Genomic DNA, 14,482 nt, shown 5'->3' with positions numbered 1-14,482 from the left:
GGCCCATCCGAACAAAACCCTTACCTCTTGCACCAACGGCCGCTACCTTGGCCGCCTATCCGACAGCTGTTCGGAAGCTCCAGGGAGGATAAGCGCGAATGTTTTCGCATGTGATGATCGGCACCAACGACCTCGACAAGGCCAAGGCCTTCTACGACAAGCTGCTGGGGACGCTGGGCGTGCGCCCGGCCAGGGTCGACGGCCACCGCATCTTCTACATCACGCCGACCGGCATCTTCTCGGTGTCAAAGCCGATCAACGGCCAGCCCGCGACCCCTGCCAATGGCGGCACCATCGGCTTTGCCTGCAGCTCGCCCGAACAGGCTGACGCGTGGCATGCAGCGGGCCTGGAAGCCGGCGGCACCACCTGCGAAAATCCGCCCGGCATCCGCGAAGGTTCGACGGGCAAGCTTTACCTCGCCTACTTGCGCGACCTCGACGGCAACAAGCTCTGCGCCATGCATCGGTTGGGGTGATCCGAGAGGTTGCCAACGGCGGGGATCGCCCATTGCCGGGCGGTTCCGGTCGATGAAGGCGCGGGGCTGACGATCGACTGGGACACGCCCGTTGGGCCTGATCAGGTCGCGCACCAGTCAGCGCAAAAGATGGACGCCGCGCGACAGCGGACCGCCAAGAGGGCTTTCGTCCAAACCTCGATCAAGCTCGACGACCCCGTCATTCCAAACGCTGATCTAAATGGATCTCGGCGCGGCCGGTGACGGCTACGCGGTCGTCTGGCCGCGCCGACGCCATCAAAGCGGCGCATCACTCGCGCGAGACGCCGCCAGCTCGCTGAAGTGCCGTCCACCCCTCCTGCAGACGAACCCCTCAGTCGCCGGGAGCGACGAACCGCGCTGTCCGACCGTCATGGTCGCGCGTGTGAAGCGCCCGGCACCAGCGTGCGGGCACGGCTCTGGCCTATGACTTGCAATTAGCAAGTTACTCGGGCATGGTGGCGGTATGCAGCCGAAGAAATTCAAATCTGCGGAATGTCCCGCCGCACGGGCGGTCGAGTGCGTCGGCGAGTGGTGGAGCATTCTGATCTTGCGCGACGCGTTCCAGGGACTCACTCGCTTCGACGAATTTCAGGACAGCCTGGGTATCGCGTCCAACATCCTGTCGCGTCGCCTCGCGCATCTCACCGATACGGGCATGTTCGAACGGCGGCTCTATAACGAACACCCGCCCCGATACGAATATGTTCTCACCCCCAAGGGCCAAGACTTCTTCCCGGTCGTGGTGGCGATGTTCGCGTGGGGAAACAGGCACCTCGCCCCCGAGGGCAAATCGATTGTCATGGCTGATCGCAACAGCGCACGCACGTTCGATCCGGTCGTGGTGGATGCCTGCAGCAAGACGCCGATCACGCCGACGAACGCGGTGCTTCTCCCTGGTCCGCGAGCAAGCGCAGGCATGCGCAAGCGTCTCGCCTCGATCAGAGCAATGCGCCCGGAGACGTCTTCCTCGCCAGACTAGCTAGGAGAGCAGCATGCGTCGGATTGTCGTGACGGGATTGGGTGTCGTGTCCCCTTTGGGATGCGGCGTTGAACTTGCGTGGGCGCGTCTGCTGTCCGGCCGGTCGGGACTCCGCGCGCTACCCGAATGGGCTGCAGCCTTGCCGGCCAAAGTTGCGGGGATCGTGCCCAGCAAGAGCGAGGATGCCGAGGGTGGCTTCGATGCCGACCTTGCCGCATCGCCAAAGGACCAGCGCAGGATGGACCGGTTCATCATTTTCGCCTTGGCGGCTGCCGCCGAGGCGATCGCCCAGGCCGGATGGGCGCCCGCTGATGCACACGCGGCCGGACGAACCGCCACGATCATCGCGTCCGGCATCGGCGGTTTTCCGGCTATCGTCGAGGCGGTCAGGACCACCGAGCAGCGAGGCGTGCAACGGCTGTCGCCTTTCACAGTACCATCATTCCTGCCCAATCTCGCAGCGGGTCATGTCAGCATCCGGTTTGGCTTCAAGGGGCCCGTAGGAACGCCGGTTACCGCATGCGCAGCGGGCGTACAGGCGATCGGCGATGGAGCACGTCTGATCCGATCGGGCGAAGCTGACATTGCGGTGTGTGGCGGCACGGAGGCCTGCATCGACCTCGTCAGCTTGGGAGGTTTCGCCGCGGCTCGGGCGCTATCGACCCGCTTCAATGACACGCCGGACCGCGCGTCCCGGCCGTTCGATCGAGACCGCGACGGCTTCGTCATGGGGGAAGGCGCCGGCGTCCTGGTGATCGAGGAGTTGGAGCATGCGCTTGCACGCGGGGCGTCGCCAATCGCCGAGATCGTCGGCTATGGCACAACCAGCGACGCCTTTCACATCACGTCCGGGCCCGAGGACGGCGAAGGCGCGCGTCGCGCAATGGAGGCTGCGCTGCGACAGGCCGGGCTCGAACCGGGCGACGTGCAGCATCTGAATGCTCACTCGACCTCTACGCCGTCGGGCGATCGCAGCGAGCTCGAAGCGATCAAGGCGGTGTTCGGGTGCGACAGGCGCATTGCCGTGAGCGCGACAAAGTCATCGACCGGCCATCTGCTCGGAGCAGCCGGTGGGCTGGAATCGATCTTCACCGTTCTGGCTCTGCGCGATCAGATCGCGCCGCCGACCCGCAATATCACCACGCCCGACGCCGCGGCCGACAGTGTGGACCTGGTCCGCGGTGAACCGAGATCGATGAGAATGGACCGTGCGATCTCGAACGGCTTTGGCTTCGGCGGAGTCAACGCCAGCATCGTTTTCCAGCGCTGGTCGTGACCCTCTCGAGTCAGGTTCAACCGCATCGACGATCCCGTACGCGCCCACGCGCCTACGGGCTCGAGCCATCCTTTACGCTTCGCCATACTGCTGACTGTTGCACGATGTTGTCATCCAGAGACAATCGTCTCGGACACCAGGTGTCGCGTCACCGCCCCGTCTTCACCTTGGTCCACAACCGGTTGATGGTCCGCTGCGTGGCCGGATCGCGGGCGGTGATGACGAACAGCTTCTTCAGCGTCGCCTCGTCCGGATAGATGTTCTTGTCGCCAAAGATTTTTGGATCGATCAGCTTCTGGCTGGCCAGGTTGCCGTTGGCATAGGACAGGAAGTCCGAGTTCCTAGCGGCGACCTCGGGGCGGTAGAGATAGTTGATCAGCTGATACGCCTCGGCCACGTGCTGGGCGTCGGCGGGAATGGCGAAATTGTCGAAGAACATCTGCGCACCCTCTTTCGGGATCGCATAGCCGATCTCGATGCCGTTCTTGGCCTCCTCGGCGCGGCTGCGCGCCTGCATGATGTCGCCGGACCAGCCGACCACCAGGCAGATCTCGCCGGTGGCGAGCGCGCTCAGATACTCCGACGAATGAAACTTGCGGACAGACGACGCAACCTTGCCGACCACGTCGCCCGCCTTCTCCAGGTCGGCCTGCTTGGTCGAGTTCGGATCGAGACCGAGGAAGTTGAGCGCCGCCGGAAAGATGTCGTCGGCGGAATCCAGCATGTGGACGCCGCAATCCTTGAACTTGGCGAGGTTCTCTGGCTTGAACACCATGTCCCAGCTGTCGATCCGCGCGCCGGGACCCAGGATCTTCTCGACCGCCTTGACGTTGTAGCCGATCCCGGTCGTGCCCCACATGTAGTTGGCGGCGAACTGATTGCCGGGATCGTAGGTGGCGAGACGCTCGGTCACGACAGGCCAGGCATTGGCGAGATTCGGCAGCTTCGCCTTGTCGAGCGGCTGGAAGATCTTTGCCTTGATCTGGCGCTGCAGGAAATACGCGGTCGGAACCACGACGTCGTAGCCGGATTTGCCGGCGAGCAGCCGCGTCTCCAGGGTCTCGTTGGCGTCGAACGTGTCGTAGACGACCTTGATGCCGGTCTCCTTGGTGAAGTCGTCAAGGACACCTGGCGCCATGTAGTTCGACCAGTTGTAGAAGTTGACGACGCGCTCCTCCGCGCGCCCCGCCGGTACGGAAAGCGTCAACGCCGCGACAGCCAGCGCCAGAGCCGAACCCATGCAGCCGCGCGTCATCACTCTTGTCTCCTAGCGCCGGTGGATGGCGTCCGAGAGGCGCTCCAACGCCGTATCCAAGGTTGCGTCCTTCTTGGCGAAGCAGAACCGCACCACGGACGTCACGGCATCCGTCTCATAGAACGCCGACACCGGGATGGCGGCCACCTTGTAGTCGTGGACGATGCGCCGGCAGAACTGCTCGTCGGTCTCGTTGAGGCCGAGCGGCGAAAGGTCGACGGTCAGGAAGTAGGTCCCCTGCGCCTTCAGCACGGGAAACCCCAGGCTTTCGAGACCGGCCGTGAGCCGGTCGCGGCTGCGCGCGAGCTCGCTGCGCATATTGACGAAATAGTCGTCCGGCTTGCCGAGCCCGTAGGCGACCGCGACCTGCAGGTTCGGCGCGGTCGTGAAGGTCAGGAATTGATGCACCTTGGCGGCGACGCGCAACAGATGCGGCGCGGCGCAGACGAATCCGATCTTCCAGCCCGTCAACGAGAAGATCTTTCCTGCCGAGCCGACCTTGATGGTGCGGTCGCGCATGCCGGGAATGGTGATCAGCGGAATGTGCGCGCGGCCGTCGAACACCACGTGCTCCCAGACCTCGTCGCAGATCGCGACCGCATCGAACTCCTGGCAGAAGCGCGCCAACAGCTCGAGGTCCTCGCGCGGATAGACCACGGCGGCCGGGTTGAGCGGGTTGTTGAACAGCACCGCCTTGGTCTTTGGCGAGAACGCCTGCCGCAGCATCTCCTCCGACAGCCGCCAATGCGGCGGCTCGAGCCGGACGAGGCGCGGAATGCCGCCGGCCTGGCGGATGATCGGCAAGTATGAATCATAGACCGGCTGGAAGCAGATCACCTCGTCGCCCGGCTCCACCACCGACAGGATCGCCGACGTCAGCGCCTCAGTGCCGCCGGAGGTGACCATGACCTCGCTCATCGGGTCGAGATCGAGCTTGTGCCAGTGCCGGTAGTGGGCCGCGATGGCCTGGCGCAGCTCGGGCAGGCCCATCATCGACGGATACTGGTTGTAGCCGTTGAGGACGGCGTCGGCCGCCGCGCGGCGGATATCCTCCGGGCCCGGATCGTCGGGAAAGCCCTGCCCCAGATTGATCGCGTTGTTGTCGCGCGCGAGCTGCGACATCTGCTCGAAAATGGTGACGGGCAGGTCGGCGAAGACCTTGTTCTGCGAGATCATGATCGCCTGTCAGCCGCCGGTCCTGGTCGGCAGGCCGGCCGCCTTCCAGCCGAGCATGCCCCCCTGAAGATGCTTGTCGTAGGGCAGACCGGCGGCCTGCGCCGCCAGCGAGGCCGTCACCGAGCGCTTGCCGGAGCGGCAGGCGAACACGACATCCTTGCCTTGGGGATCCGGGATCAGCTTCGGGTCGAAGCCCGACAGCGGAACGACGACGCCGTGGGGATAGGCTTCCGCAGCAACTTCGTTCGGCTCTCGCACGTCAACCAGAAGAATTCGCCCTTCCGCGATCCCCTGGGCCACGTCCTGCGGGGTCAAATCGTGCACAACAGCCACGCCCATCCTCCAAGCCTTCAGCAGGGCCGTACCGACCCTGATCCGGCCGCCAAACTCACCCCAGACGCTACGAAAATCAAGCGCTTCGGCACACTGGCGCGGCGGGTCCAGAGCTCAGATCGTGACCTGGGTGCCGACCTCCACCACCCGTCCGCTCGGGATCTGAAAATAGTCAGTCGCATCGTTGGCGGAGCGGCTCATCGAGATGAACAGGTGATCCTGCCAGCGCGGCATGCCCGAATGCGCAGCCGGCTTCAGCGCGCGGCGCGACAGGAAGAACGAGGTCGACATGATGTCGAACTGCCAGCCGAGCTTGCGCGCGATCGCCAGCGCGCGCGGCACGTTGGGCGATTCCATGAAGCCGAAGCGCAACGTCACCTTGGAGAAAGTCGGACTGATCTGCTCGAGGCGAACACGTTCGGACGGATCGATGCGCGGCGTCGGCGCGGTCTCGATGGTCAGGATCACGTTCTTCTCGTGCAGCACCTTGTAGTGCTTGAGGCTGTGCATCAGCGCGGTCGGCGCGCTCAAGGGATCGCTGGTCAGGAACACGGCCGTTCCCGCCACCCGCTGCGGCGGACGCTTCTCAAGCATCGCAACGAGATCGGCGAGCGGGAATTCGAGCTTGCGCGACTTGTCGAACAAGAGCCGGCTGCCGCGCCGCCACGTGTACATCAGCGTCATCACGAAGCCGCCCAGCGCCAGCGGCACCCAGCCGCCTTCGAGCACCTTCAGGAGGTTCGCCGCCAGGAAGGTCAGGTCCAGGAAGAGGAACGGCGCGATCAGCGCGGCCGCCGCGAACGGCGACCAGCGCCAGACCTTCCAGATCACGACGAAGCCCATCATCGCGGTGACGACCATGGTGCCGGTGACCGAGATGCCGTAGGCCGAGGCGAGTGCGCTGGACGACTTGAACATCAGCACCAGCAGCATGACCGAGATCAGCAGCAGCTTGTTGATGCGCGGAATGTAGATCTGACCCGAATGCGCCTCGGAGGTGTGGCGGATCTCGAAGCGCGGCAGCAGGCCGAGCTGGATCGCCTGCCGCGTCAGCGAATAGGCGCCGGTGATGACGGCTTGGCTCGCGATTACGGTCGCGGCGGTGGCCAGCCCGACCATCGGGATCAGCGCCCAGTCCGGGAACATCAGGAAGAACGGATTCTCGATCGCCTTGGCATCGGCGATCACCAGCGCCCCCTGCCCCAGATAATTGAGCGCCAGCGACGGCAGCACGATGAACAGCCAGGCGGTCTGGATCGGACGTTTGCCGAAATGGCCGAGGTCGGCATACAGCGCCTCGGCGCCGGTCACGGCCAGGAAGACGGCGCCGAGCGTGATGAAGCCGATGATGCCGTGATGCAGCATGAACGACACGGCATGCAGCGGGTTGATCGCCCACAGCACCTCCGGATGGTGCAGGATCGGCGGCAGCGCCGCGATCCCGATCACCAGGAACCAGATCAGCATGATCGGGCCGAAGAACGCTGCCACCTTGGCCGTGCCGCGCACCTGGACCGCGAACAGCATGACCAGGATGATGACCGTGAGCGGCACGACGTAGGGATCGAACGCCGCCGTCACCAGCTTGATGCCCTCGATCGCCGACAGCACGGACAGGGCCGGCGTGATCACCGCATCGCCATAGAACAGCGCGCCCGAGATGATGCCGAGCAGAACGATGACGCTGGCGCCGCGCGTGACCGCGCGCTGGGCGAGCGCCATCAGCGCCAGCGTTCCGCCCTCGCCGTGGTTGTCGGCGCGCAGCAGGATCACGACGTATTTGAGGGTTACGACGACGATGAGAGCCCACAGGATGAGCGAGATCACCCCCATCACGGCGTGAGGCGCAGGTTCGCCGCCGCTGCTCGCAGCCATGACCGCTTCACGCAACGCGTAGAGCGGGCTGGTGCCGATGTCGCCATAGACGACACCGATGCTTCCCAGTGTCAGCGCCGCGAAGCTGGCCGTGGAATGGGCGTTGCCATGCCCGTTGGTCGCCGGCGCTTCCGCGGGCGTAGCTGCGACGTCGACTGTCATGGGGTAGCCCCCTCGAGGACTCGTTAATGCTTCACTGCACAACGCGGCAGAGCGCGCGGCTTATAGCGGCAGAGCGCTGCTATGGACCTGAAGAGAATGCGCTTCAGCCATGCAATTAAGCATGCATGAGCCGCCAGGGAAGATCAATCGATTAAATCGTTACCTGGGTACCCACTTCGACGACCCGGCCCGTCGGAATCTGGAAGTAGTCCGTGGCGTCATTGGCCGACCGGCTCAGGCCAATGAAGAGATGGTCCTGCCAGGTCGGCATGCCCGATTGGGACGACGGCTTCAACGAGCGGCGCGAGACGAAGAACGACGTCGACATGATGTCGAACTGCCAGCCGAGCTTGCGCGCCACCGCCAGCGCGCGCGGCACGTTCGGGGATTCCATGAACCCGAAGCGCAGCCGCACCTTGGAAAACTTCTCGCTGATCTTCTCCATGCGCACGCGCTCCGACACATCGACCCGCGGCGTCTGCGCGGTCTCGATGGTCAGGATCACATTGTGCTCGTGCAGCACCTTGTTGTGCTTGAGATTGTGCAACAGGGCCGTCGGCACGGAGGTCGGATCGCTGGTGAGAAACACCGCCGTGCCCTTGACGATGTGAGGAGGCCTCTTCTCCAGGCTGGTGATCAGGTCGTCCAGCGGAACCTCGATCTTGCGCGTCTTGAGCACCAAAATCGCCGAGCCACGCCGCCAAGTCCAGATCGTCACGACCATTGCGGCACCGAACAGCAGCGGAACCCAGGCTCCTTCGAGGAGCTTCAGCAGATTGGCGCTGAAGAAGGTCATGTCGACGATGACGAAGGGAGCGATTACGGCCGCCGCCACGGCCGCACGCAAGTTCCACAGCTTCCAGATCACCACGAAGCCCATGATGCCGTCGGCCACCATGGTGGTGGACACCGCGATGCCGTAGGCGGAGGCCAGATTGCTCGAGGTCCGGAACAGCAGAACCAGTAGCAGCACGCCGATCAGCAGCAACCGGTTGACGCGCGGCAGATAGATCTGGCCGGCATGGCTCTCGGACGTATAGCGGACCTCGAAACGCGGCAGCAGGCCGAGCTGGACCGCCTGGCCGACCAGCGAATAGGCACCGGTGATCACGGCCTGGCTCGCGATGACGGTCGCGGCGGTCGCCAGCACCACCAGCGGCAGCAGCAACAGTTCAGGCACCATCCGGTAGAACGAATTCTCGATCGCGGCGGGATCGGACAGCACCAGGGCGCCCTGCCCGAAATAGTTGATCAGCAGCGCCGGTAGCACGAAGAACAGCCAAGCCGACTGGATCGGCCTGCGGCCGAAATGACCGAGATCCGCATAGAGCGCCTCGCCGCCGGTGACCGCGAGGAACACCGCGCCCAGGGTGATCAGGCCGATCGTGCCATGCGAGAGCAGGAACTGCACCGCGTAATAGGGATTGATGGCCGCAAGCACGGAGGGGTCGTCGCTGATGTGGACGATTCCCATCACGGCGAGGCTGGTGAACCATGTGATCATGACCGGGCCGAACGCGGAGGCGACGCGCGCCGTCCCCTTGCTCTGGACCGCGAACAGCACGACCAGGATGAACACGGTCAGCGGTACGACGTAGTGCTCGAGCGCGGGCGCCGCGAGCTTGAGACCCTCGACCGCCGACAACACCGAGATCGCGGGCGTGATCATCGAATCGCCGATGAACATCGACGCGCCGATCACGCCCAGCGACATCAGGAACAGGCTGCGCCGGCCCAGGGCGCGCTGTCCCAGCGCCATCAGCGACAGCGTTCCGCCCTCGCCATTGTTATCGGCACGGAGCAGCAGCAGCACGTATTTGGCCGTCACCACGATGAACAGCGACCAGAGGATCAGGGAAAGCACGCCGAGCACGATGATCCGCGACACCGGCTGCCCCTGAGCAGCGCCGTGCGCAGCCTCGCGAAAGGCGTAGAGGGGCGAGGTGCCGATGTCGCCGAACACCACGCCGATGCTGCCTAGCGTCAGCCCCCAGAACCCCGACGTGCTCGCGGTGTCCTGTCCTTCGGTCGATGTCGCGCTGGCCGTCATGTTGCTTGGAACGCATCTTCCTGTCTGGCCCGGCGCGTGTGAACGCAGACCGTTCGCAGGTCAAGCCTCTACCGTAAGCAGACCGATGTTCCCAGGCCGCAACCAAACGGCACGGCTGACGCGGATATCGCATGCCGCATCGCGGCAAGTGCCTTCAGCCCAAGCATCCTGAGGCAGATGTCGGATCTGCCTCGGGCGAATCAAGTGCCTGCCGATGCTCTTCGTTGCCGTTCGCAAGCCGCGATGCGGCAATATGATGCGGGAAGCGAAGCGTCCCGGCTAGGGCTTCAGATCGGGCGGCAATGGCGGGTCTTCCCGCATCAAGGTGATCGTCACGCGGCGGTTGGCGGCCAGCGAGGGGTCGTCCGGGAACAGCGGCTGGGTGTCCGCCTTGCCGGAGACCGCGTAGATGTGGCTCGCCGGCAGCCCTTCCCGCTCCAGGATCTGTCGCACCGCGTTGGCGCGGTCCGCCGACAGGTCGAAACCACCATAATCGCTGCGGGCGGGAACGAAGCCGGCGGCCGTGTGCCCGGTGATCTGGACCCGAAGCGGCGTCGCCTTCAGCGGCGCGGCCAGCTTCTCGATCAGGCGTCGCGTGCGGTCGAAGGGCACCTTCGAGCCATCCGCGAACATCGACCGCCCGTCCTGGTCGACGATCTCCAAGTTGAGCCCCTGCTTGGTCTCTTCGAACATGATGTGCTTGGAGATCTCGGTCATCTCCGGCATGTCCTGCAGCGCCTGACGCAGCGAGGCGGACGCCAGCGCGAACTGGCGATCGATCTTCAGCTTGGCGCCATTGGTATGCTGGCGCTCCTCCTGCTCGGGGCTCGGCTCGCGCGCGGTCTCCTCCGGCGAGATGTGGGCGGCGTTCTTGAGCTTCGGCCGAGTCGGCAGGCCGTCGGATTCCACGATGCCCGAATAGCGCGACTCGGACTGCACGCCGAAGGCGTCGCGCATCGAGCCTGCGACGACTTTCAGCTTGTTGTTGTCCATGGTGGAGAACGCGACCAGCATCACGAAGAAGCTGACCAGAAGTCCCATCAGGTCGGCAAAGGTCACGAACCAGCCGTGACCGCCGCCATGCGCATCGCCTCTCTTCTTCTTTGCCATTGCCTACCCCACCCCGGATCGCCCCACCGCAGCCGATCAGGCCGGCACGGGCTCGCCTTCGGCGTGGCGATGCTTCTCGGGCAGATAGGCCAGGAGCATTTCGCGGACCAGGGCCGGGCTCTTGGAGTCACGGATCATCAGGATTCCGTCGATGATCAGCGTCCGGTTGGTTTCCTCGTCCAGCAGCTTGCCATGCAGCTTGTCGGCGATCGGCAGACAGATCAGGTTCGACACCAACGCGCCGTACAGAGTCGCGAGCAGCGCGGTCGCCATGAACGGGCCGAGCTTCGAGGGGTCGGTCATGTTGGCGAACATCTGCACCATGCCGATCAGCGTGCCGACCATGCCGAACGCCGGGGCGCAGTCGCCGATGGCGCGATAGATCTTGCTGCCTTCGTCCAGGTGCATCAGGAAATTGTCGCGGTCGCGCTCGAGATTGTCGCGGATGAATTCGAGATCGTAGCCGTCGGCCACGTAGCGGATTCCCTTGGCGAGGAACGGCTCGTCGGTCTCGACCTTTTCCAGGCCGACCGGGCCCTGCTTGCGCGCGATCTCGGCAATGCGGGCGAGCTCGTCGACGAGCTCGCGGGCCGACAGGCGGCTCATGGTGAAAGCGTACTTCATTCCAAGCGGAACGCCGTGCAGCATGACGCCCAGCGGGAAGCGAATCATGGTGGCTGCGATCGAACCGCCGAAGATGATGATTGCGGCGTGCTCGCTGACGAACATCTCGAGATCGCCGCCCAGCAGCATCATCGTCGCGATGACGATCACGCCAGCCACGAGCCCCGCACTCGTCATAATATCCATGAGTCAACTCCACCCGCGTACGCAAACCACGGACCCTGCCGGACCGACGCGGTGCTTCTGGACCGCGTGTCACGACCCTAAATGTCCGCCATTAAGGACGAGTTACTGAATTCGGTAGGCATAATGAAAGGTAAACGGCAGCGCCGCAGACCACGCCGACCTCGCTCAAGCGGCTGACGCTCCGGACTTGAGCAGGTTAGCCGCGGCGAAGACGGCTGACTGATCGAATGATCGCTGCATCTTGTGGATCATCTCCAGCATCTGCGCCGGCTCCATCGTCGACGATCCGACCTCGAGTTCGCGCGACAGGCGCGACAGCGCCGAAAAACCGAACGTCGCCGACGAACTCTTGATCGAATGCGCCTCGCGCCTCAGTTCGAGGCGATCCTCGAACTTGGCGGCAAGCGTGCCGAACTTTCCCGAGGTATCGTCGAGGAACGTGCGCAGGACTTCCAGCGCATCCTCCTCGCCGAGCTCGGAGACCAGGGTCTGATAGATGGATTCGTCGAATTGCACCAAGTCGGTCATGCGACAAGCCTTTCCTTGTGTGTAGCAGCGACCGCGCGAAGCAGAGCGGCATTCAGTCGATCGCGCGTGACCGGCTTGGTCACGAAGTCGTTCATGCCGGCCTCCGTGCACGCCAGATGATCCTGGCTGGTGGCGTTGGCCGTCAGGGCAATAACGTAGATGTCCTGGGCAGGCGGCGGCAGCGAGCGGATCATCCGCGTCGCCGTGAGCCCGTCCATCTCGGGCATCATCATGTCCATCAGCACGAGATCGTAGCTCTGCCTCTGCACGGCCGCGATCGCCTGGGTACCGTTCTCGACGATGTCGTAGCGGTGACCGAGCTTGTCCAGGAGCTTCTTGACGACGAACTGATTGGTCAGATTGTCCTCGGCAACGAGAATCTTCAGCGGCTCGACGCTGGCCGGACGTTCCTCGGCGATCGCCTCGCCGACCGGCGCGATGGTCGCTTCGGGCGCGCTCACCTGCTCGACGTCCGGCGGCGGCTGGACCTGGATCGAGAAGGTGAAGGTGCTGCCCACGCCCACCTTGCTCTGCACCTTGATGTCGCCGCCCATGCAGGTGACGAGGCGCTTGCAGATCGCGAGCCCCAGACCGGTGCCGCCGAAGCGGCGCGAGATGGAATTGTCGACCTGCGAGAACTGCTTGAACAGCCGGCTGACGGCGTCTGCGGGAATGCCGACGCCGGTATCGGCGACCGAGAACACCAGCGTCAGGTTCGGCCCGGCAAGGTTCTCGGCACGCACATCGACATGGACGCCGCCCGATTCGGTGAATTTGAGCGCATTGCCGACCAGGTTGAACAGCACCTGGCGCAATCGCGCGGGATCGCCGACCACGTAGCTTGGCACTTCCGGCGCGATCGAGGTGGTCAGCTGCAGACCCTTTTCCTTGGCGCGGGACACCAGCAGTTCGGCGGTCGCCGTCACCGACCGGTGCAGGTCGAACTCGATGTGCTCGATCTCCAGACGATCGGCATCGAGCTTGGAGAAATCGAGGACGTCGTTGAGCAGCTGTAACAGGTAGTCGGCCGACTCGCGCAAGGTCGTCGCGATCTTGCGCTGCTCCGGCCCGAGGTCCGCCGACAGCAAGAGATCGGCAAGGCCGATGACGCCGTTCATCGGCGTGCGGATCTCATGGCTCATCATCGCCAGGAATTCGGAGCGCGCCCGCGTACCTGCCTCGGCGGCATCACGTGAGGCGGCAAGCCCCGCCTGATAGCGCGCGATCAGGATCGTGATGATGCCGATGACCACCGTCAGCAACGCCCCGACCAGCAGATCACGATCGCGGTTGAGCTTGAAGGCGCTGAAGATCTCCTCGGAGGCCTGACCGACGATGACCACCAGCGGCAGATCCTTGATGCGCTGGAACGAGTAGATGCGCGTGACGCCGTCGATCAGACTCTTGAAGGTGTAGAAGCCGCTGCTTCTGTGCTGAATGGCGCTCATCACCGGGCTGCCGGCGAGCGAGGATCCCACGCCCCCCGGGCCGGCCGAGGCCCGTGCGCGCACGATGCCGTCGAGACCGAGGAGCGTGACATTGCCCTTCTTGCCGAGATCGACCGAATTATAGAAGCTCGACAGATATTCGGGATCGAGCGAGACCACGACGACGCCGCCGAACGAACCGTCCGGCATGATGATGCGGCGGGTCAGCTGGATCGACCATTTGTTGGAGACGCGGCCGAAGATCGGCTTGCTGATGAAGAGAAGATCATCCTTGCCGTCGGCATGGACGCGGAAGTGCTCGCGGTCGCGCAGGTCGAGGCCGCGCATCTTTGGATCGATGTTGCTGGACAGCATGATGCCGTCCTTTCCGATCACGACGACCTGAAACGAGAAGTCGGACAGGAACTGGCTGTTCTTCGACCATAGCGACATGTCGAAGTTGTGCGGATCCCTGGCATAGGAGTCGCGGACGTAGAGCAAGGTCTGATCCGCCGCGCGGATCGAGCGGATGATCTGCTCCTCGAACGCGCGGGCCAGGTTGGCGCCGTTCTTCAGCGCCGACTGCTCGGTGCGCGTATGCTCTTCGGAGATCGTGTAGAAGATGCCGGCCCACACCAGGGCGATCGCCGAGAGGCCGATCGCGGCGCTGCCGAAATGTCCGATCAGCCGAACCATCTTGTCGACGGTCCGGTCGAGCCGCCCGAACAACGGCCTCGATTTCGATATCAGCCTGCGCATGTCCTTCGCCCTCGGGCGACATGCCTATCGGGACAGGCTGGCCATCAGGTAAAGCTTGATGGATAAAATCTTCTCAACGAGCGACGGCCGCTTAACCTTCGGCGAATCCCGGCCTGTTTGCGGGTCATTCGCCACCACGTTCGATACTTTCGGCGGAAGCTCGGCCGTCACCCCGTAGTCATCCGGATGCGGTTGCAGCGTCGCAGTTCGGCGAGCGGCCCTGCGCAGGGCCCGAACGGGGCCGC

At 64.2% G+C, this 14,482-nt stretch carries 12 protein-coding genes; 3 read left to right on the top strand and 9 right to left on the bottom strand.

Features of this window, described 5'->3' with window-relative positions; all coding sequences use genetic code 11:
- Positions 1-98 precede the first annotated feature (98 nt).
- From QW868_RS19340 to fabF, 3 genes are all read left to right on the top strand, one after another.
- Positions 99-476, top strand: a complete 378-nt coding sequence (locus QW868_RS19340) for a VOC family protein (protein WP_315739675.1) — start codon at positions 99-101, stop codon at positions 474-476.
- 484 nt (positions 477-960) lie between these two features.
- The gene (locus QW868_RS19335) at positions 961-1,476 is read left to right on the top strand and encodes a helix-turn-helix domain-containing protein (RefSeq protein WP_315739674.1); all 516 of its coding nucleotides are present in this window, start codon (positions 961-963) and stop codon (positions 1,474-1,476) included.
- Between the two features lie 13 nt (positions 1,477-1,489).
- On the top strand, positions 1,490-2,752 hold the full coding sequence (gene fabF, locus QW868_RS19330) for a beta-ketoacyl-ACP synthase II (protein ID WP_315797641.1): 1,263 nt from the start codon (positions 1,490-1,492) through the stop codon (positions 2,750-2,752).
- Between the two features lie 148 nt (positions 2,753-2,900).
- On the opposite strand, the gene QW868_RS19325 is transcribed toward fabF, so the two are convergent.
- The 9 genes from QW868_RS19325 to QW868_RS19285 form a co-directional block, all read right to left on the bottom strand.
- The gene (locus QW868_RS19325) at positions 2,901-4,007 is read right to left on the bottom strand and encodes a polyamine ABC transporter substrate-binding protein (protein WP_316231224.1); all 1,107 of its coding nucleotides are present in this window, start codon (positions 4,005-4,007) and stop codon (positions 2,901-2,903) included.
- Positions 4,008-4,019: 12 nt separating this feature from the next.
- Positions 4,020-5,183, bottom strand: coding sequence for an aminotransferase (locus QW868_RS19320; protein WP_315770900.1), 1,164 nt, complete (start codon positions 5,181-5,183; stop codon positions 4,020-4,022).
- Positions 5,184-5,192: 9 nt separating this feature from the next.
- Complete coding sequence (locus QW868_RS19315; RefSeq protein WP_315739670.1) at positions 5,193-5,522, bottom strand: rhodanese-like domain-containing protein; 330 nt, start codon at positions 5,520-5,522, stop codon at positions 5,193-5,195.
- Positions 5,523-5,630: 108 nt separating this feature from the next.
- Positions 5,631-7,553 (bottom strand): potassium transporter Kup, encoded by a 1,923-nt coding sequence (locus QW868_RS19310; protein WP_316231223.1) that lies wholly within the window; start codon positions 7,551-7,553, stop codon positions 5,631-5,633.
- Between the two features lie 151 nt (positions 7,554-7,704).
- Positions 7,705-9,603: a potassium transporter Kup gene (locus tag QW868_RS19305; RefSeq protein ID WP_315770897.1), complete on the bottom strand. Its 1,899-nt coding sequence runs from the start codon at positions 9,601-9,603 to the stop codon at positions 7,705-7,707.
- 279 nt (positions 9,604-9,882) lie between these two features.
- Positions 9,883-10,713, bottom strand: coding sequence for a flagellar motor protein MotB (locus QW868_RS19300; protein WP_315739667.1), 831 nt, complete (start codon positions 10,711-10,713; stop codon positions 9,883-9,885).
- A 36-nt stretch (positions 10,714-10,749) separates the two neighbouring features.
- Entirely contained in the window at positions 10,750-11,523 is a 774-nt protein-coding gene (locus tag QW868_RS19295) for a motility protein A (RefSeq protein WP_315714499.1), read from the bottom strand.
- A 165-nt stretch (positions 11,524-11,688) separates the two neighbouring features.
- A complete protein-coding gene (locus QW868_RS19290) occupies positions 11,689-12,051 on the bottom strand; it encodes an Hpt domain-containing protein (RefSeq protein WP_315739666.1) in 363 nt (120 codons plus the stop codon).
- Positions 12,048-14,237: a hybrid sensor histidine kinase/response regulator gene (locus QW868_RS19285; RefSeq protein ID WP_316231222.1), complete on the bottom strand. Its 2,190-nt coding sequence runs from the start codon at positions 14,235-14,237 to the stop codon at positions 12,048-12,050. The genes QW868_RS19290 and QW868_RS19285 overlap by 4 nt, the downstream gene beginning before the upstream one ends.
- Positions 14,238-14,482 lie beyond the last annotated feature (245 nt).

It is taken from the genome of Bradyrhizobium sp. SZCCHNR1051 (assembly GCF_032489615.1).
In the GTDB taxonomy this organism is placed as follows: Bacteria; Pseudomonadota; Alphaproteobacteria; order Rhizobiales; family Xanthobacteraceae; genus Bradyrhizobium.
Note: the sequence above shows the minus strand (reverse complement) of the source record. Positions and strands in the feature narration are given on the sequence as shown.